The 21,819-nt window shown below is 56.8% G+C and carries 2 protein-coding genes; both read right to left on the bottom strand.

Going from position 1 to position 21,819, the window contains the following annotated elements; genetic code table 11:
* Positions 1-13 precede the first annotated feature (13 nt).
* Positions 14-1,702, bottom strand: coding sequence for a flagellar hook-associated protein FlgK (flgK, locus tag K227x_RS10740; protein WP_145169490.1), 1,689 nt, complete (start codon positions 1,700-1,702; stop codon positions 14-16).
* A 286-nt stretch (positions 1,703-1,988) separates the two neighbouring features.
* Positions 1,989-21,695, bottom strand: coding sequence for a tandem-95 repeat protein (locus tag K227x_RS10735; protein ID WP_145169489.1), 19,707 nt, complete (start codon positions 21,693-21,695; stop codon positions 1,989-1,991).
* Positions 21,696-21,819 lie beyond the last annotated feature (124 nt).

Genomic DNA, 21,819 nt, shown 5'->3' with positions numbered 1-21,819 from the left:
CCGCCCCATTCAATTACAGGGACACCAACAATTCCAGCATCTCACTAGCGGTTGAAATCACCCGTGACGATGCTTGAAAGGCACGTTGATACGAAATCATCTTGATCGATTCTTCGTCAATGTTGACGCCCGTGATCGCCAGGTGCTGGCTCTGCAGCGTCGCGTAGAAGTTCCGCAGTCCTTCGGTTGAACTATTCTGCAGACTGATCTTTTGGCCCAAGCCGGATACCGAACGTTCATAGGTTTGGCGTACGGATTGTCCACCCAGGTTTTCCAAAGGCTGATCAATGATGCCAACCAGGTCGGTCAATGTGTCGGTGTCTTCGCCGATGCCGGACTTGCTGACCGCTAGCAGATCGGCGTTTTCCTGCAGGATTGGATTGACCGCGATGTCGAATCCAGTTCGACCGGTAAAGAAGGTGTTCACACCGGCCGCCGCCAGAAAACCGCTGGTGTCTTCTCCGAACGTAAACTGCGCGGAGGGCGAGTCTGACAGGATCTCGATTCGGCCTTCACGCGTAACGCTGGCGGTCACCCCGTCGATCGCATCGATTTCGGCGACGATGGAGCTGACGGTCGAATCCGTCACCTGACCGAGCATTCGCACGGAAATTCGATGGTCGCTGATCACTTCGCCGCTTTGATCCACGATGCTCATGTCAAACGTGCCGTTTTTCGGCAGCCAGGACAAGTTGGCATCCTTCAGCGGAACGCCGACGTCAGACACCACGGTCGAAAGCAAACTGTCGTAACCTTCGCGGCCTTGGCCTTGCGAATGGACCTCGTTGACACTGCGGATCAACGCCGAAGCCATGCTGTCGATATTGTCGATGTAGTCGCCGAACACGCTTTCGATCGCGATCGTGGTCGCGCCCAAGATCCCGCGGTTCGCTTGCAGCGGCGAATCGGTTTCAACGATCCGAACTTCGTTTCCACCATGCTGTTCGTTGTAGACCGCATTCACTTCACGGGCGATGCCATTGCTGATCAGGTAGTCACCGCCGACGAACACGGCAACCGCACCGCTTTCTTGTTCCTGAATATTCAGGTTCATGTATTCCGATAGTTCTTCCAGGTCGCGATACCGTTGATCGCGCAGGCCGGTGGCGTCGCTATTTAGAATTCCGCCACCTTCGATCGTGGCGATTTCCAGGTTCAACTTTGCAATCCGCTCGGTCAATCGATTGATGTCCGTTGCGATCTGATCCAGGTCGCCATTCCAAAGTTCGCGGCGGGACAGGGCATCATCCCGACTTTGGCGAATGCTGGACGAAAGCGTATCGGCCTGCAAGATGACAAAGTCACGCAGCGACGAATCATTGGGCTGTGCCGACAGTTCGTGCAGCGCGTTGTTGAATAGCGTGAACTGTTGATTCAAACCATCGTTATTCAGGTCGTTGCTAAGCTCTTCCAGTTGCCCATAGGCCTTTTGGAGCGCTTCGGCCCCTGCCAAGTCGGTCTTGGCATTGAACATCCGCTCGGCCAACTGCTGGTCAATGACCTGCGTGATCCCAGTGGGCCGGACCCCCGATCCCTTCAGCAGCCCGCCGACGCGGATCGCCACGGACGAAGACTGTTCTAGTTGTTGCCGAATGTATCCGGGGGTGTTGGCATTGGCGATGTTGTTGCCAACCACCTGTAGGCCGATCTGAGCCGCATTCAACGCGCCGGCGGATTGCTGAATCGTGCCAAACAGACTCATGTTTTCCTCCGGTGTTGGGACAGCTGAATCGCTGCCGTGATGTGCCTGATCGCCCTAGACCTAATCCGCCATCTGAAAAGATCGGTTGGAACGACCCGGATAATCCACAAATTTTGCCTCGATCATCGATGGCTGCATCCAACAGGCGAAATCAACGCTGCGAATATCCAGCCAGACGAAGTCCTACAGCTACAAAAAAAAGGACGGCACCTGATTTCCAGGTGCCGTCCTTGATCGTTGATTCACGAGCGTTTTAAGACGGTCGAGCGTCGCTTTGGCGGCGAATTCAGTTCAAATCGGTCAGGACTGCGTCCCACACCGCTGTGACCTCATCGCGATCACCTTCGCCGTCCCGTTCCGCTGCGATCAAGTCGATCACATCCGAATCCGCTGTGTCACCAGGATTCGATGCATCGATCAACTTCGTCGCTGGCTGATCAGCCAGCGATCCAAATTCATCGGCGATTCCCAAATCCTGAGTCAGAACGGTCGGATCCGAATCCGTCTTCAGCACGTCAATTCCGACCATCGACTGAGACATCGCAACCGATTCGAACTCGCCACTGACGCGGGTGTTGATGCGGCTGAGTTCATTGATCACTCGCAAAGCGTCCAGCGAAGTAATCGATTGGTCGCCCGAAACGTCATAGTAGTTCGGACCACGATCGGTACTGATCACCGGAATTCGTCCGTCACCGTCCGAGTCACGCGCCAACCGGTTGATCACCAACAGGGCGTCGATGGCGGTCACGAAACCGTCATCGTTGACGTCGTTGAATTCAGACGGGTTTTGCAAACGGCTGGCGACAACTTGAACATTGACGGTGGCGACGTTGCTGGGCCGTCCTTCGTCATCAAGGATCTGGTACTGGAACGAATCCTGACCAACGAATCCAACCGCCGGCAGGTACTGAATCGTTCCGTCATCCAAGGCGACGGCTGCACCGCGACGTGGATTGCTGACGATCGAAATGCTGGCCAGATCAAGGTTTCCGTTTGGATCGCTATCGTTGGCAACAACGTCGATGATGATCGATTCGTTCAGGAAGGTTCCCGATGCATCATTGCCAGCGATCGGAGCAGCGTTGGACGAGATGGTGACCGTCGCAACTTCACTTCGCTGGCCCAAGTCGTCAGCGACCGAGTAACGGAAGATGTCTTCTTCGCCGAAGCTGGAGAACGGCGTATAGATCAGGGTTCCGTCGGGCTGAATCGACAGCGAACCGAAGGCTGGCTGCAGATCAATCCGAAGCGAACTGACATCAATCACACCGTCGATGTCGACATCGTTATCCAACACGGAAATCAAGGTTGGTCCGTCCGGATTCAACGTCGGCGAATCAGCCGTCAACATTGGAACGTCGTTGATGCCATCGACCGTAATTGCAACGGTCGTCTGATTGCTAATCAGGCCGGCGGCATCGACCAACGAATAGGCGAACGAGTCCACCAAATCCTGTTGTGGTGCCAGCGACTGGAGTGCGATCGCATCGGTCGGATCGTACGTGATGGTTCCCGCGATCGAATCGTAGGTCACGCGGGCTCCGCTGACCGAGAACGATTCGGCAGGCATCACCAACATCAGACTTTCGCCAGCGTTGGATTGAAGATCAGGATCGATGTCGTTTGCCAACAAGTCGGCAACCGAGATCGTCAAAACCGAATCTTCGTCGGAAGCTTGCGTATCGGAAACAGCACGCGGCGCGTCGTTGACTTCCGTGATGACGATACTGAACGTCTTGGCCTCGGTCACCGCACCCGCTGAATCCCGAGCGACCACACGAACCGGGACTGGCCCGTTGATGTTGTCGGTATTCAGGTTTGTCGCAGGTGTGAACCGCAAGACACCGCTGGCATCAATCGTTGGCTGCTCGCTAAACAGAACACTGTATTCGGCGGCTAGCGGTTCGACGTCAAACGAAACGGTTTGAATCAATTCGTCTTCTGGTCCAGGGCTGATGTTGGCAGCCTGAACAACGCTGTACGGACCACTGTCTTCTAGCCGCGTGATCGTGTCTTGGACCAGCGTGAAGGATGGTGGATCGTTGACCGCAACAACATTGATGGCAAAGGTTCGCGGCGGAGTGCTGCGGAAGACGTCACCGATGCCCGAATCGCGTGGGCCCATGTCTTCCAAAACCACTTCGAAGACCGCGGTGCCATTGGCATTCGGGTTGGTTTCGTACTGCAGTGTCGCCGTTCCAGTGACCGGATCGATCACAGCAACCGGCCCCGACAGGAACAAGTCGGTATCGGCGGCGATCGGCGTAAAGACGAACTGCAATGCCTGTGCAGGCGGTGCAGTCGATCCTTGCATCAGGCCCAATTCGTCCAGAGCCGTCGATGGACCGGCTTGAACATTGGTGGCCCAATTCGCGATCGACACAGGACCTTCGTCTTCGTCGCTGCCGACGTTTCCAGCACCGCTGAACTGCGGAGCATCGTTGACCGCCAGCACTTCGAACGTGACGGTATTCGAAGCAATTCGCGGGTCGCTTTGTGCCGTACCGCTGCTATCGACCGTCACACCATTGTCGATCACCGTATAGATGAACGAGTCAAATCCGACGAAGTTCGCACGCGGCCGGTAAAGCAATCGTGGTGCACCGTTATCGGTGACGTATTGCAGTGATCCGCCCTGTGCACTGGTTGTCGGAACCGGCGATCCAAGCAAGACAATCTGGTTGCCGCCTGGTTGAGGTGCGATGTCCGCGGATTCGTCGGTCGCACCAACGCTAGGTCCAGGGAAATACAGGTCCAACAGACCCCGGTTGGTGCTGTCACCTTCGACCAGGATTTCGAACAGTCCGTCTTCCAACATAGTGAACGACAACGGAGCCGAGGTTGGATCCACGATCGGCGGATCATTGACCGGGTTCACGTTGATCGTCAACGTGATCGGTTCCGACGAAATCAAGTCGCCGCGGGTCGTATTGTCGGACACCGTACCGTCGCGGTTCTGGTCGCTCAGCACGACTTCGAATCGGAATTCACCGAACACATTGGCGGCCGATCGGAAGGTCAACAGTCCGGTTTGTTCATCAATGGTCGGATAGACGCTGAAGAAGTCATCGGCCTCTTCCCGAGGGAAGTCCAGTGACGTCACCGTGAATTCGACCAACTGGCCATTGCTGACATCGACCTCGTCGAATGCCGTCGTTGCTGGACCGGCACTGATGTTCGAGGCGTAGTTCTGGAACGTGACCAGTTGGGTGTCTTCCTGAACCGAAATGTCCAAGGTCGCCGCAACGAACTCGGGACGGTCGTTGACAGGTGTCAGCAGCAGTTCGACTCGGTTGCTGCTGGTCAATCGATCTGGAACCAACCCGCCCGCGATCAGGTCGTAGGTTTCGCCACCACTCGGGTTATCATCCCGGACGGTGTAAGTGAACGAATCCAAACCAGCGAACGACGAGTTGAAGTCAGTCGGCGGACGATAGTTCAATCCAATCAGAACTCCAGCATCAAATACCGGTGTCAAAACACCACCGCGATCGGTCGTGCGATTCAAGCCACCCGCAACCGGATCATTCCCTGCTTGCAGGAATTCAATGGTCTGGGAACCGCCCTCTTGGTTTGCAACTTCATTGTCAGGTCCTGCGGTGAAGACATCTAACAAACCCACGCGGCTGTAGCCAACCGCAGGCACGCGCCGCAGTGGAATGAAGTAGTCGGCAACAACGCCCATCGCTTGCGTGTTGTCTTCTCGCAGCACGTACTGGATGGTGGCGTCATCAATCACGCCATCATTGTCGCTATCGACGTTGGCAACCGTGTAGGCGTCATCGGCATCCCGAGTGTCCTGACGCGGGCTCAGGTTCGCATCGAAACGCGGAGCATCGTTGACCGGTCGCACATTGACCGTAAAGGTCGCCAAGGTTTGACGCGAAACGAACCCAGCGGTGACCGAATCGACGTCGTCGGCTTGGACCACGAATGTGGCTGTTCCGATCGCGTCGGGTGCGGGGTAGACCGTCAGGTGTCCGTCGGGCGACAAGGTCGGCAACTGAGTGAACAGGCCGGCGGGTACCGTCGATGGTCCGTTCAGTGCAGCCGGGAAGGTGAACACGACGCTTTGTCGTTCCGCTTCGTCCGTCGCGGTCGCAGGGCCAGGCAAAATACTGGTTGCGAATCCTGCCAAGGTCGTGCCCAAATTGTCATCCCGTTCCAACACGTTCACATTGGACGATGGAATGGTAAAGGTCGGAGCGTCGTTCGCAGAATCGAAGACGAGCGTGGCTGTTGCACGCGTCGTAGGCGAATCGGCATCGGATCGTGCCGGATCCAAGTTGAACGATCCACTGCCCTGTGGATCCGTCGTCGCTCCGTCATCCGAGATCACGAACGAGAAACGTTCGTCCGGTGCGAACGGTGACGTTCGGTTGTAATCCGGTGCAGTGGTCAACAGACCACGTTGGAACACGCCGTCGGTGAACTCAAACACATAAGTGCCACCTTGCTCGCTTGCCAAGGTCAGAGTTTCGGCACCGATTCCGGTCAAGGACGAAGCATCGACCGTGCCAGCCACGGTCGTGAAGGATACGACCTGAAGGTTTGCGGTCTGTTCGGTTTCATTGAACGGAGCAACCAGTGCACTGTCGAATTGCCCAGGCAATGCGGGAGTTTCAACCGCCGAACCAAGGATCAATTGATCGCGAGTAAAGACGAATGCGTCACCGGTACCAGCATCGGCCGATTCGGTGTAGTTGATCGTACGATCGAATGCGACCGGGATATCGTTGACCGGTTGGATCGAAACCGTGACGGTTCCATCGATCGACGTCAATGTTCCCACGGGGCGATCACCGGCCAGATTCTCGTTGATCCCTTGGTCGGTTGCCGAGTAGGTGAACACGACATCGCCAAAGATGTTGGCGGCCGGCGTGAAGATGATCTCGCCACCGATCAGTTCGACGGTTCCTTGCGAATCATCGACCATGGTGACCGATGCCACCGCAAGCCCGGTGTCATTCAGGCTGGTGGCAGTGTTCTCGTCGGCTGCCGACAGCGGCCCACGAGTATCGTTGAGCAACAAGAAAGCCGGGTCAATCGTCAACGATTGGTCCTCGGTCGGTGTGGCACCGCCAAAGGTTTCCCAAGCAGTCGTCACATTTGCTGCGTCGGGACCAAGCGGACCAACCGAGATGACATCGCTGACCAATCGCGGCGGATCGTTTTGCGGAGCCACGTCAATCGAGACTGTCGCCGGTGCCGATTCCAGCGGTGTGCCGTAGACATACAAGTTGTCAACCAAGTCGACCGACACGCCATTATCACGAATGGTGTACGTGAACTGGTCCACCCACGCAGGCGTTGCTGGTGGTGGGTTGTCCCGGTTCAGATCCTGGCCAGAGAGGTAGCGAACTTCGATCAATGCCCCCGCTGTATCGAAGACCGCAATCGCACTGCCACGCACGGTATCGAACGACTTGCCAGCCGTCACGTTGGACGCGGACAAAGTGATTCGATTCGGATTGGCCAAGCCGTCGACCGAGGCCGAAACGCCGACATTCGACGTTGCCAATTCTTGTCCGATCGCGAAGCCTAGCAGCGTCGTCGCCGAAGCAATCGCAGCCGCTGAATTCGGGTCAGCGAAGACCATCATCGGAACGGCAACATTGCCGGTGGCGGCGGTAGCACCCGCGGCGACAAATTCAAACGTCGTTGCTTGACCGGCAATCGTCACCGTCACGGTATCACCAACCGCTGGACTTGGGTTCGCAGCAGTCGGCGCGGCCGTCGGCGTAGGAGCGGCCAACAGATCGATCTGTTGTCCGGTCGCAACGCCGCTGACACCGAAGACCGCAGCATTGCTGGATCCCACGGTGACAGCCTCAGGAACGAACGACACAGCAATCGACGCACCGGTCGCAGCGGCCGTCAATCCAGGGACGCCGGTCCCGAATTCAGCTTCGATCGCTTCGGCCAAACGGGTAGCAACCGTTGACGTTGTATCACCATCGACTAACTGAACTGCAATCGTTGCGTCCTGGGCGATCCCATCGACTGGAACCAATTCGAAAGTCGACACTTTCCCGGCGAACGCCAAACTGAACACATCGCCGGCCGTTGGGCTGGTGACGGTCAAGTCGAGTCCTAGACCGGCGGTGGTCACCACAACGCTGCCGGCTGCCGAAGCCGCGTTGGCGGCGGTGATTGGCGTCGATCCGCTTCCTTGAACAGCGACCACTTGCAACGAAGCAAGTTGGTTCACTTCGTTCAGCAAAGCGTCGTTGTCCACATTGCCTGAACCGCCGGTGGGAGGAACATACGATGCGTCGTCATCGGCCAAGGCGTCCGTCAACAATTCACTAGACGTGATCGTTAGGGACAGGTCTTCCAGAGCCTTGAAGGGTTTGTCGCTGACACCCGGCGCGTCATTCACAGGTGCGACCGCAATCGTCACCGTTGCAAACGCATTCAGCGGAATCGAACTGGCACTTTCGTTCGGCTGAGTGCTCAGTCGATAGGTAAAGGTGTCCGTGCCGTTGAAGTCGGGATTCGGTTGGTAGACGAAGTGACCGGTTGTCGAATCGAGACTGACCAATGTGCCGTTGGTCGGCAATTCGCCAACGATGTACTGAACCGGCAGGAACCGCTGCGGTGGTGCCGGAATGATGTCGCCATCACTGACCGAAGGCAGACCTTGGCCCAGGGTGTCCAGCGATGCATCTTCGTCGATGGCGTACAGGTCATCGTCAGGGGCTGGTAAATCGACAGCGATGACTTGAACTTGATAGTCCTCGACCTCGCCACCGATCGCTACGCCCGTCGGCAACAGGTTGCCCGATTCGCTGATGCGTACTCGCATCCAAGTGTTGCCATGGAACGCGTTGTTCGGGGTGAACACGGTGACCGTGTTGAAAGCCCCGACGGTCGCATCACCACTGACCGGCACATTGGCCAACACCTGTTCGTCGGCTTCGAACTGTCCGTTCTGGTCGAAGTCAATCCAAGCGTGCAACAGCCCCGCACCGAACACTTGAATGTCCATATTGGTGCCGGCCGGATCTTGAGGGTTCAAGAATCCGAGTACGTCTTCGGGTCGCACGTTGGTCGGATCGGTCCCGCGTTGGGTAAAGACGCTATAGGTGGTGCCGTTGGCGATCAATTCGCCTTGCAGGACACCGTCTTCGTCGTCGACCGCATTGATCACGAATGATGTGTCGGTGTTCTTTTCGATCAGCAAACCATCATCGGTCTGTGGAACCGCACCACGGATGATGGTCACCAAGCGTGTTGTGATTTCCGACAGACTTTCCGCTGTGCTGAACGTGACCGGGATGTTGGATCCCGTTGGATTGGAGTTCAGATCCACCAGTTCGAATGTGCGAACGGTGCCAGCGATGTTGATCGACAAGGTCTCGCCACCGGTCGGCATCAAGTCCAACGTCGTCAAAACGGTGTCTGGAATCGACAGCGGATCGACGGTAAAGACGACAGGTTGACCCCCCGGCGACGCCGGTGCGATCGTCACCGATAGCGGAACGTCGTCTTGCCCAATCGGCTGACCATCTGCTTCGCTGTCGATGTACCGTCCCAGTCGCGGCAATCCTTGTGGCCCGATCGTGTGCCGAGCACCGTTGTCAGCAACCAGGGTGTCGTAGCTGACCGGGGCGTCGCCCAAGTCGAACACAACTTCCGGCATGATGATGGTGAACCGGGTTTCGTCATTGGTTCGCGTTTCGGCGACCGGATTACCAGACAGGTTGGTGATTGCCGGGGTCAGGGTACCGACATCGGCGGCAGCCCCACCCCCCAGCGTTCCTTCCAATGTGTCCGCGTTGGCGATCAAAATCGTGCCGCCACCAGCCGCAAAGGTCGTCACGTTCAGCGGAGCCGCTGCGATCGCGCCCTGAAGTGTGGCAGCGATCGACGTACGAGGACTGGTGGGAAGGTAGTTCACCGCGATGGCCCCACCGCTGACGCCACCGGTCACCAGACCAGCAGAACCACCCGATGCAGTTGTGGTTGCACCGGAAAGCAGCGACGAAGGTTCGCCCACAAAGATGGTGTCGCCGATGAAGGACGAGAACAATTCGCCAGGGAATGCCTCGGCGATTGCCGCTGCGGACTTCGCTGCGATGTCTGCGACATCGTCGCCCGATGTCAAAACGACCAACCGATCGCTTGTTGCTAGGTTTGGATCCAATGTGTAGATGAACGTGATGTTGCTTCCGGCACTGTTGATCGTGAACGTGTCACCATCCAGCGTGGCCGGCGTTTCACCTTCGGGAATCATCAATGACAGCGATCCGGTTACACCGGGCGAGCCTTCCAACACTAGCGAACTCGAATCGACATCCACTTGGTCGCCCAAGCGTCCGCCCAACACCACGGTACCGTCCTCGGACGAAACTGCGGAATTCAAACCTAGAGGTTGTGCCCGGACGGCGGCCACAATCGCGTCACCGATCTGCGATGGACTATCCGTTCGCGAGAACGGGATGGCGACGTTGGTGCTGTCACTTAGCGTGCCATCGGTATCGAATTCGAAAGTCACGCTAAGGCTAGAGGTCGAATAGACAAACGTTTGGCCATCGGCGATGCCATCGACTTCATCCGAAACCGTCAATCCTGGGCTTGCCGAAGTCACTGAGTGACCGGCCAAAATCCCCAACTGAATCGTGTCGGTTCCCACATTGACGGGATCCACGTTCAAGAACTCACGGACGGTCTGACCAGGCGCACCCGGTGCAGGCAGATCGAACGAAGCCAAGACCGCGTCACGTACTTGCGAAAGTGTGCTGGCGGACGCGATTTCGACAGGAACTCGGCCGCTGGTGGTCGAACCGACAAGGTTGAATTCGAAGGTCAACGAGTTGCCGCCGGGGGCGTCGATCGTGAAGGTTTCGCGATCCACAAATGCGTTGTTCGCACCTTCGATGGTCAAAGTCGTCGTTTGCGGTACGACGACCGCAAAACCACTTTCGTATTCGAATACGACACGATTGCCATCCGTATCCCCGATGATGACTTGGTCGCCATCGGTAATTTCTTCGCCCGACGGAGCCTGGTAAGCGATCCGCGTTCGGTTGTTCAACGTGATTTCGTAAACCGCATCTGGACGCCACAGACCGGCGACAGGAGTCAACCGAATCAGCCGGCTGTTGTCGCTGTATCCGAACGTGTAATCGACGTCGGGAATCAGGCGTTGTCCGTTCTCGGTCAACAACACGCTTTCACGAGTGATGGTTCGAGCATCGGGGCCAGGTCCGGCAGGGTCGGTCAATTGAATTTCAAAGAACTCGACATTGCCTTCGGTCAGACGAACGAACGATTCCGACGGATCGATATCACCACCGTCGACGCTTCCGCCCGACGTTACGATGAAGTCCAACGGAGAGACCAGGTTCGCAATCGGTCGCAAGAAATTGGCTCGGTCGACCGCACCACGATCGATAAAGACGTTTGAACCGACACCGCCTGGGTTGGCGTCCGGATCATCAAATCGTGGAATTCCGTACGCGTCAAACAGAGGTGCAATGATCGGTGAGGTGGCGATGCCAACCGGTTGACGGACCGTGTTGACGAAGTTGGACCGATCATTCAGTGACGAGAACGAACTGTCGATCACTGCAGAACCCGCAGCCGGAATGTAGATTCCGCCGGTTGGATCTTCGAACAGCTGCACGCCCGTCGGGATCACAATGTTTGTCGACGAAATTGCGATGGTCGAATTGGTTCCATTGCCCTGGAACGCGTTGCCACCGACGACGGTCGATGCGCTGTTCGCAGAGATGTTCAACCCGGTCGCAAAGTTGGTAACGATATTGTTCAGGATTGTCGGCGATGCGGAACCTGAAACCGCGATACCGTTGCCCGATCCATTGCCAACCACCGTGTTGTTGACGATGCGGCCAAACGGCACTGGCACTGGCGAATCGCCTGCACCGGCCACTTCGCCCGAGAAGATGATTCCCGTACCGGCGTCGGCGATGATCACGTTATTGGTGATGACCGCACCGGGCAACAATCGATCCGTGTTCGGATTTCGAAGCGTGGTGACGGCGCCGGGACGACGGTCCAACTGGGTGCTGGTGAATCCACCGTCATCGACGTTTGTCGGCGTGCCCGGATCAAACGTCGCTCGGATACCCGCGTTGCCAAAGTTGCGGATGAAGTTCGATTCGATCAGAAGCTGACCTTGGTCACGGAACGTATTGGTGTCCCCAAAACCAAAGTGGTAATCGACCATCACAACGTCACGCGTCACGCTTCCGGTTGGACGCACGGTCAATTGGTACTCGCCGTACAACCCTTCGCCAAAGAACGGGAATCCGCCAAAGCCGGTGGACGCCACGCGAACGTAGTAGTGACTGCTAGCGGGAGCCTGGAAACCCAAGATCGATGCGCCGTCGTTGTTCTCACCATCGGCACGCAGCGAATTGGTAACCGCTACTAGCGTCGGCACACCATTGACGTCCTGATAGATTTCCAACAACGAACTTTCGAAGCTGGTGCCAAGATTCCATCCGATGGTGTCCAAGTCGACATCGATCGAATCCCCCGCGTTGAGGTAGATCTTGACGATATCGGAATCCAATTGCGGCGAGCGCGCGTCCAGCACGTTTCCATCCAACGATCCCACCGAGTCGCCGATCTTGCCGACCGCAACCAAAGTGTCGGTGTTGCCATTGACGTAGTCCGTCACCGTCGCTCGGGCGAAGGTGTCGTAGAAGATTGCGTCGTTGACCGTTTGGGTATCGTGGTCAATCGATGGCAACAAGCGTGCCGATTCACGTCCATAGAAAGTTTCTTCGTCAACCAAATCGACCGTTAGGAAACGGCCACTGCTGGGATTGACCTGGATCGAACTACCGAACAAATCAATTCGGTTTCCGGTCGCTGGGCCAACTTCGCTACCGTCACGACCGGCAGCACGAACGCCGATGGAATTCCGTACCGCAGCGGTGTTGATCGCATCGCGAATCGAAGTTGCCACCACACTGGATTCGTCGCTGTCGACGCTGAACGCCGCACCGACACCCACTGGGGTGAACGGAACGCGGACGCGGCCGGAAGTGACATTGTTGTCACTGTCAAATTCGAAAGTGACTCGGTTCGTGCCGTTGCTGATGATGAACGTGTCGCCATCGATCAAGTCGACCGCCGAAGGAGCGATCAGGGTGACGCCGTCGGTCAAACGGTCATTGGTGTCGAACGATCGTCCCAGGCTAAATTGTTCGTCCAGTCCTAGTCGAATCGGATCGTAGTCTTCGGGAACACCGTAGTCCGACGATTTACGGACTTCCAAGGTGTAGCTGCCGACTAAGATTTCGTTCGGGAACTCAGGAACCTGTGTGTCATCGAATGTGGACGTACGCTGTTCTGGCAACACACTAAAGTTGCGATTCACTGGTGCGTTGTAAACGACTTCGCCCCGTTCGGCGAACCCAACAACGATGTCATCCAGGTAGACACCTTCGATATTGTTGTTCTGGCCCGGTCGAGCGTTGACTTGCGAATTGGACACCGACAGGCTGGCCGCCGCACCGAATTCATCGCCGGGCAGGTAAGTGCTGAACCCGACGCCATCCGCATCACTGTTACTCAGATAATGACTAAAGACACGAATGCGGTTGGTGCCGTATTCCGGATACTGAGCGATCGTTGCCGTCGTGATTCCGGTCACGGGGTCAATGTTTCCGAGACCGTTGGCCAAGCTCTGTCGAATCGAATCGCGAACTTCTTTGTTCGTCATCGCCTCGTGATAGAAGATCGGCACATTACCATTGGGCAGCGTCTGTTCTGCGGTCGGCCGATCAAACCCTGTTGGGGTGGCCGTCAACGACCGAGCTTCCGATGCCGTCACCTGGGATCCGTTGGCAACCGCCACCAAATTCGGAGCCAACAATTGCAATCGATCGGAAATTTTCAGCGCCAAATCAACCGCTAAGTCCGTCGCTGCAATGCTGATGTCGGTCGTAAGCGTTTGTGGACCATGGGTCAGTCGCAGCGTGGTCGACAGGCCGTCTGCATCAACAAACTCCAACAGCTGACCTTCGACGATCGTGGTTGGATCGGGCACATTCACCGCGGCGCCACGCACGAATTCAAAACTGGTGAATCCAAAGAACGTGTCATCGAACATCGAGAAACCGGTCCCCGGCACCAGGTCGGTACCCGCGGGCGCCTGAATTTCGGTCAACTGTCCCGTCAGATCGAACTGCGAATGCATCCCGCCGGCAGTTGAGAAATCGAATCGCAACTGAACGTTCTTGTGACCAGCCAACGGCGATAGATCGACTCGAGCTTGACGCCACTGGTCGGTGTTGTCGAAAGCTTCTTGAATCGGCGTACCACCGTTGAGGGCGACGTAATCGTATTCATCACTGGATGGCACATTGCTGAAACTTCGGTACGTATCATTCGTGGTCATCAATCGCCATTGGCCGTCATCGCCCGCTGCAAAGACTCGGAACGCATCGACCTGTTGATTGTTGATCCCGTTGCTGGGTGGATCGTAGTCCTGCCCATCTTCGGTTTCCAAGAAGTACGAGAAGTACAACGTGGGCTTGTCGCCGGCCGAGTAGTCCTGCAGGTCCATCGGTCGACTGACCAGACTGCCGTGTGCACCACCGGGGTTCAGCACACCGTTGGCAGCACCGCCTTCGATTGTGTTTTCAGCAGCATTGCCACTGACTTCGACGCCGAAGTACAGGCTGGATCCGCCATTGGTTCGGATCCGCGATTGGTCCGGGTTGACGAACAGACCATGGTCATCGCCATTCCGGTCAGTGGTTTGATGCCACAGGTTTTCTTCGCGAATACTGAACGCCACGCCCGTGGGCGAAACGCCTAGCTGTGATCCACTGCTGTTGGTGATCGGAATCGACGAACGTCCATTCACCAGAATATGGGATGGAATCACGCGGTTTGTCGCCTGTTCGATCTCCATCGTGTAGATCCAACCTTGCTCGGTAACACCGAACAAGATTTGAGCGTAGGGGCCCAAACCATTTGTCCCCGCACGCTCCGTAATCCGTGGGCCCAATGTCAAGCTACTGAACTGGACAAATCCGTTCGCACTGGACACAAAGTCTTGGGGGTCGGGAGCGACTAAACCGTGGTTGGTCGCATTGATCACGCCGCTGTAGCTACCAGCATTCAACGGATCGACGTCCACCGTTCGCCTGCTTGACGGTTGGAACGTGTAGACATAACCACCGTCGCTGACTGCATAGACGAAGTTGCTGCCCTGGATCGGGTCAATCGCCATTCCGGTGATGCTACCGCCATCGACAAAGTTCCCGTCTGGGTCTGCTGGCGAATCGATGAATTGTCCTGTATCCACAATTCCCAGTTCGACCTTATTCGATCCTGGGCCGAGCGATTCGGAATAGACGGCATTGGGGAAGTTGCGATCAAGGTTTCCGTTTGTACTGCCTTGATTGGTCGCCGCACCAGTGTTTGCCACCACGCTGTAAAGCACGTTGCGGCGAAGTCCTTGGGGAACCTCGGGGTTCCCAAAACCGTTGCCGTCTTCGCGATTGCCCAATGCGTAGGCACGTTCGCCATCAGGAATACTCGGGTTGTTGCCCGCTTCGGGCGACGTGTTCGTCGACGGCACAAAAGCCATCGCATTGATCAGGAACTGCTGGTTGTTGTCGACCGCTGTGGACGTGTTGGCTTGATTGTTCGTTCGCAGCGTCAAACCATCGTCGCCGCTACCACTGCTAGAACCATCTACCGAACTGATATTTAGGAAATTACCCGTGTTTCCGTTCGTCTGGTTTCCGGAGTTTGGTCCCAAACTATAGGCATACAGTTCACCATCGCGACGCATCGCCAAGTCACCGACGGGTTGGGCAAATTGTCCCAGCGTCCGTTCCAGTTTGCCCGTGAATGGATCCAGGGTGACGACAGTCGATTGATTGTTTCCGCTAAGACCTTGGTCCAACGTCAAGAACAAACGGACGTCTTCCAACTTGTATGGCACCAACGATGTTTCATCGAAGATGGGTGTCAACGTCGGCAGATCGGCCGCTGTGTTCAACTGATTGAATTCGGTGCTTTCGAACATCGAATTGACGCGCAAGCTAACGTTATCGAATCCCTCTTCGGCCAAACGCCGGGTCGAATCGATTGGCAGGACACGGACGTCTGTGGCAACCGGGTTGGCTTCGAACATCTGATCCAAGGTGGCCGGGATCATCTGTGAACTGCTGACCACCACATAGTACGTACCGACCTGCATTTCGACAGGACCGATGTACGCATCCAAAGTACCGGCTGACCCGGCGCTTAGATTGGTAATGTCATTGCCTTCGGTGGGTCGGCCTTGGTCGTCAGCGATGTTCGAATCACGGCTGTGCAGAACCAACCGTCCGCCTGCGTCATAGACGGCAAGCGACGTATTGGCGCGGCCCAACTGGTCGGCATAGTCGATGTCGAACGTCGTTGAAACGAATCGGTTCTCGCCGATGATGTTCGGCTCTTGGAAATTCGAAAACAGATCGACGCGATAGACATCGATGTCCTGTTCCGACAACAATCCAAATTGTGGATTGGACTGCAGAACTTGGTTGCCCAAGACGCCGCTGACACGAAGGGTGCCGCGATCGGAGAAGCTAAGAGGTCCCAGCGGGTCCCCATCGCCATTGGCGAACTGCGCGGTGCCTTCGCCGCCACCGAATCCGGTTCCGCCATCGTTCACGTCGGTACCGTCGGCGGCCAATTCTTCTGCATGTTCGCCAGCTAGCGGCGAGTGCGAAGGTGCGGCGGGGACATCGATCGCATTGAACGCATATCGGATGTCCGCCAATCGGATCGTGCTGCCCGCGACTTCATCTGTTTCGCGAAGACGGATCGACAGTTGATACTGTCCCGATGACAGGCCTGCCCCGACCAGTGACGAAGTCGTCAAACGCGACGGGAAGTCGTTCGGACGCAGGTTGCTACTGCGTACTCGAATGAAGTATTCGTTGTTTGCACTGGAACTGTTGCCTGGCAAAATCACTCGCATGCCAGCGTCAAGCGGGTTCGGATTCTCGACCACGTCCTGGCCGGTCTTGAACAATGGCAGCACACGTCCGTCGCCGAGGTTGTTGACCAAGCCATTGGGGCCGGTCGATACGACCGATTCCAGTTCGGAACTATTGCTGAGCGCTAAGATGTTGCCATTGATGTCGATCAATTCAACAACGGTGTCCAAGCCAAAGTCGGTGTCATCGATGTCGATGAAGACTTCCGTTCCACCATTGGCGGTGAACTTGTAAACGTCGATGTCATTGTTCTGGCTAAGCGATCCACGAACGTTGAAACCAAGGCGACGGTTTTCGTCGGATGACTTTTCGTTCTGTGCCAGCGAACCCAGAATTTGTGCGTTGCCGGGAATCGCGTTGACCGACGACGATGTCCCCACGGAACGTTCTGCCTCGGTCACGAACGCGACGTTTCGGTCATTTGTACCAGGCTGGATCACCAGACCGTACCAATCCACCGTCGCTGGATTCGCAGCATTGTCGGTATCGGTTTGCGGTACACCACCGGGGGTAAAACCTGCGCCGACGCTGTCATCGGAAATCCCGGTCAAGATGACAGGGAATCCGGGCTGTCCGATCACTTGCAGTGTGCCACCGATCGCATCGGAGACATCCGTGCGAAGCTTCGATGCCTGCAACGAGCCACCGTTTTGCAACTTGACGACCAAGCTTTGGTTTGGATCACTCTTCAGCCGCAACCCACTACGATGATGATGATTCCACGCGTACACGTTTTCTTCGACGACGTGGACGATGTCCGTGTCGTCCCAAACGCTTTCGGTCGTCAACGATTCGTTTCGAATGAACAAGCCGTTGATGGAGTTATTGTCCAGCTTGTTGGCGCTGATCAATGGACCCTGGTTGTCCCCATCGGCTGCGAACAGATCCACCACGCCGGTCCCGCGGCCATGGTCGCGGATCGACAGGTAATTCAGCGCATCAGGGTTGATGCTGATCGCTGCACCTTCGTTATCGATGATCGTGTTATCGACCAAGACGGGCTGCGCACCACGGACGAAGATGGTCGCAGGTCCGTTGAAACCGATGCTGTCGCGGATATCAAATCCGCCGCCGTCGTTGCCATCGGCGTTGTTCGACAACGTCGAGTGTGCGATCCGGACATCGGCTTGCAGAATTTCAACAGGGTTGAAAAAGGCCAAGTTCCCCGACGTTGCACTGAATCCACCGGCGTAGGAGATCGTTGCGAAATCGATCGACGCCGTGCTGCCTTGTCGGAAAACCAGTCCCGCCCAATCACCGGGGGCTGGCAGCCCAGCGGAACCATCATTGTTGGTGTCAAACGTGCCACCGGCACCGAATCGGTCGTCTCGGCGACTGGTAAAGACCACGGGGTTGCCATCGGAACCTTCGGCATAGAAGTCGGCACCAAAGGTGGTCTCGATCCGTGCACTTTCCAACTTAACAACCAAGCCGGGATCAACGCTCAAGCGAGCATTGGTACGCGGAAGCAGTCGCGCACCGGTCCCAGCGGCCAAGGCCGCGTCGGACAACAATCCGCCGCGAGTCGTGCCATCATCGATATAGGAGCTGGTCGCGCGGTCCAAGGCGGCAACCAATTCGTAGTCACCTGTCGACGTCAACCGATACAGTCGACGTCCCGAGTATTCGTCCGATGCGGCGGGCAGGTTCGAAAGGGTCACAGCGCCGCTGCTGGTCACATCGACGGTGCGAGTCGCATCGGTCGCCAGTGATTCGAAACCTTCGCGAGTGACCAGCGTCAGTCGGTAATCGAGCGTGTCGCCATTGGTCAGGGTACCGATGTTCGTCCCAGGCGTGGGACTGAGGGTCACACTGACGACGTCCGGTCGTTCTTCCAACAACAACGGTCCGCCCGGTTCGCCCTGCAAAACCAGCACTTCGCTTAGCGTGTGCACGATGTCGGCGTCGTCAAACCTGCCGCTGACCGTCATCGGTTCGGTTTGGCCACCGGCCGGTGTCAAAACGCGAACAAACAACCCGTTGATCGAGTTCGATAGAAGCGTATTGCCCCGGATGAACGGTCCAACGCGGTCGTAATCGCTGGTGAAGTTGACACCAAATCGATCCAGCGACGCCTGCTGATAGATCGGGGCCGCAAAGTTGGTTTCGGCGAACGAGTTCGGGTCGGCGCTCATGGCCGCTTCCCGCGAATGGCTGATACTGTTGTAGATCAACGTCGGCCGCGACTCTAGCATCTGCAGCGGAGTCACCGACGGATCCGACGATCGAACGCTACCACCGCCGTAGCGAATATCGGCATGCGAAACGTAGTCCAGGAAGATCCCTTCGGTTTCCCAAACGGCGCGACCTTCGGAATAATCAAAGTCATTACGGAATTCGATACCGGCCCAGTCACCTGCGGTAGGAATCGTCGTCAACAAGTTGGTGTCTGCCCCCAACAAAACACCGCCGCGGGCTTCTTCCCGATAACTGGTGATGTCGACCGTACCATCGATGACCTGGCCGTCTCGGTCAACGATTGTTGGTGCACCAAGCACCTGCAAAGCGGCCAGAGATCGATCCTCGTCGATCGATTCACTCCCCACGCTGATCTTGGCGTTGCGCAATTTCAGAATGGCACCGGCGTCGATCATCACCGTAACGCCCTTGGGCACTTCCAGTATGTCGCCGTCGGCTAGAATCGCGCCGCTACTGGCACGCCCAATTTCGTAGGCTCGGTTGTCAAACGTCGTATCGATCCGACCGTCTGCACCGGTGTCGGGCAGCAGACGAACGATATCACCAGGTTGTGCCTGCGAAAGCGCGTATGCAATGGTTTGCAGCGGAGCGGTGACGGTACCGCCGGACAGCGAATTGAAACCATCGCGGGCACTGACGAACAAGGTTCGTGCTTCGCCGACGCCTGCGGTGTCGCGTGTCTTTGCAACGCGGAACCAGAAGTTAAAGTCGCCGCCTTGTTGACCGTCCGAATCGCCGTCTAGCCGCGACTCGTTCGTATCGGTGATCGTGTCGGACTGGTCATTTTGGAAACTGATCCGAAGATCGTATCGGCCCTGTGACCGCCCACCACCGCCACTGCCGGCGATGTTCGGGTTGTAGTCGTCGTTGCCAGCGGCAGTGATCCCGAGCACATACGTTGCAGCAGCACCACCGGCATCCGGCGTTACGTCGACACCAATGAACGAGTCATCGCCATAGAAGTCTCCGTTGCGGGCAACCAGGTCGAACTTGCCGGTATTGATATTCAGTTTCCACAGTTTCAGATCGGAATCCAAAATGCTGGTGTCGACCAAGCGTTCCGCGAAGGCTTCGATCGAAATCCGACCAGACTTGGCAACGGTGAAACGATACAGGTCGGCGTCGCGAACTTCCGGGCGGTGCAAGGCTTGCCCGGGAACGATGTCGCTGGTGCTGAGGAAATCGGGTTCGATGTTGAAATCGGCTGCCGATCCACCGACCGGGAACAAAGACGCGTCATACAATGCGCCATTGGATCCGCTGGCAACACCGGGAACCTGTTCAAACGTGTTGCCAATGCCAAGCAACGATCCAATGCCGCGCATGCCTTCGACGAACCAACTCGGTCGTGCATCGGGGCTAAGGCCATAGCCGTCAAACCAGTTTTCGCCCGCGTCCAAGACCAAGACGCCTTGAGTCGGATCCAGATCATTGACGCGGAACTCTTGATACGGCAGTCCCGGGCCGGTGGTTGCTGTTTCCACCAAGGCGCGAAGGTCCCCGGTGACGATCTGCAACCCTTGGTCGGCCGTTTCAATGAATTGAACACCAAGATGCTGGGAATAAAGATCCAGGATCTCGCGTGTACGCTGCTGTTGCGCAGGCGTGATCGCGTTTTCCAACGGAAGTCCCGAAGCATCGGATCCGTACAGATTGGCGAAGTTGTAGTAGTACACGTTCACGCCGTCGATCGTGTCGGCGCGGCCGGTCACCTGGGCGTCTCGCCGATCATCGCGTACCCCAGGGGAATCCAACCCAGGCCAACGAATCGTGTTCCCATCGGTCGCTTCGATGCGGCCATTGAGCGTGATGCTAGAGTCACCGCCGGCACCGAACGCGATGCCCAAGTCGGTGGCGTCTGCGAAGGTATCACCGGTATCCGATGTTAGATCCGAATTGTCAGCCGGCAACGTCGTTGGCAACGCCTGGGACGAACCGACTCGCAAGCGGAACGTGCCTGAACCGTCGGTGGTGAAGTCGCTGAGGTCCGCACCGAAGGTCAAGGTTGCTCGGTTCAGAGCGGTTTCGTACACCACGCTGACCGGATGATGGACGGCGCCATCATCGCCGGTTTCCACGGTGTCGCTGGTGAAGAACAGACTGTAGAACTCCGGACGCACAACCGATGGATCGCTGGGGTTTCCCGTCGATGCGATCACTGGTGTTGCAGGATTTCCCAACGGGTCATCGTTGAAATAAACGTGGACCGTGTCTCGCTGTTGCACCCGCGGTGTCGCGGTATGGTCGATCGGTTGCGGAACGATCGCGACGACCTTCGGGCCGACCTCGATGTTCATCAAGATATCTTGGCTCGGCGAGAACGGATCAAGCGTCGTCGTCGGCTGGAACAAATCCCCATCGGTGTTGCGAAGCCCGACCAAGCCGATCGCCGTATCGTCATAGCCCGCAATCGACACTCGGTACTGATCATCGGCCAGTGCCGAAGCGAACCGAGCCACCACGATTCGCGAGCTTTCCCCGAGCCCGATGAACCCTGGCTTGATGTCGATTTCGTTGCCCTCGGTGAAACCACCATCACCACCCGATGCGGTGAAGCGGAACGCCGACAGGGTCGCCGGGTCGATTTCCTGTCCGCCATCAAAGCGGAAGGTCATCTCGCGAGGCGATTCGAACAACGGGTTGTTCCCGGCCAGATCGAACTGTTCGCCCGAATTGGTCGCAACAGAAATCAAACGAGGGCCAAACTCAGCAGCCAGCAATTCTCGCTTTTCGAGCGTTTCATGATGAAGGCTTCGCGACGCGGTTTGGGAAGACGAACGGCGGCGAGGAGTTCTTCGTTTGGTCATGGGTGACCTGGCCTTAAGAAGGGGCAATCTGGGGGAATATCAGGGGCTCAAATCGAGGCGAAAAAGCACGCCAGATCGATTTGAAATAATAGTTGGTCGATTCGTCCCAATCCTTCAGGCCTGA

Source organism: Rubripirellula lacrimiformis (assembly GCF_007741535.1).
GTDB classification, from domain to species: domain Bacteria; phylum Planctomycetota; class Planctomycetia; order Pirellulales; family Pirellulaceae; genus Rubripirellula; species Rubripirellula lacrimiformis.
This window is presented reverse-complemented; position numbering and strand designations above follow the sequence as displayed.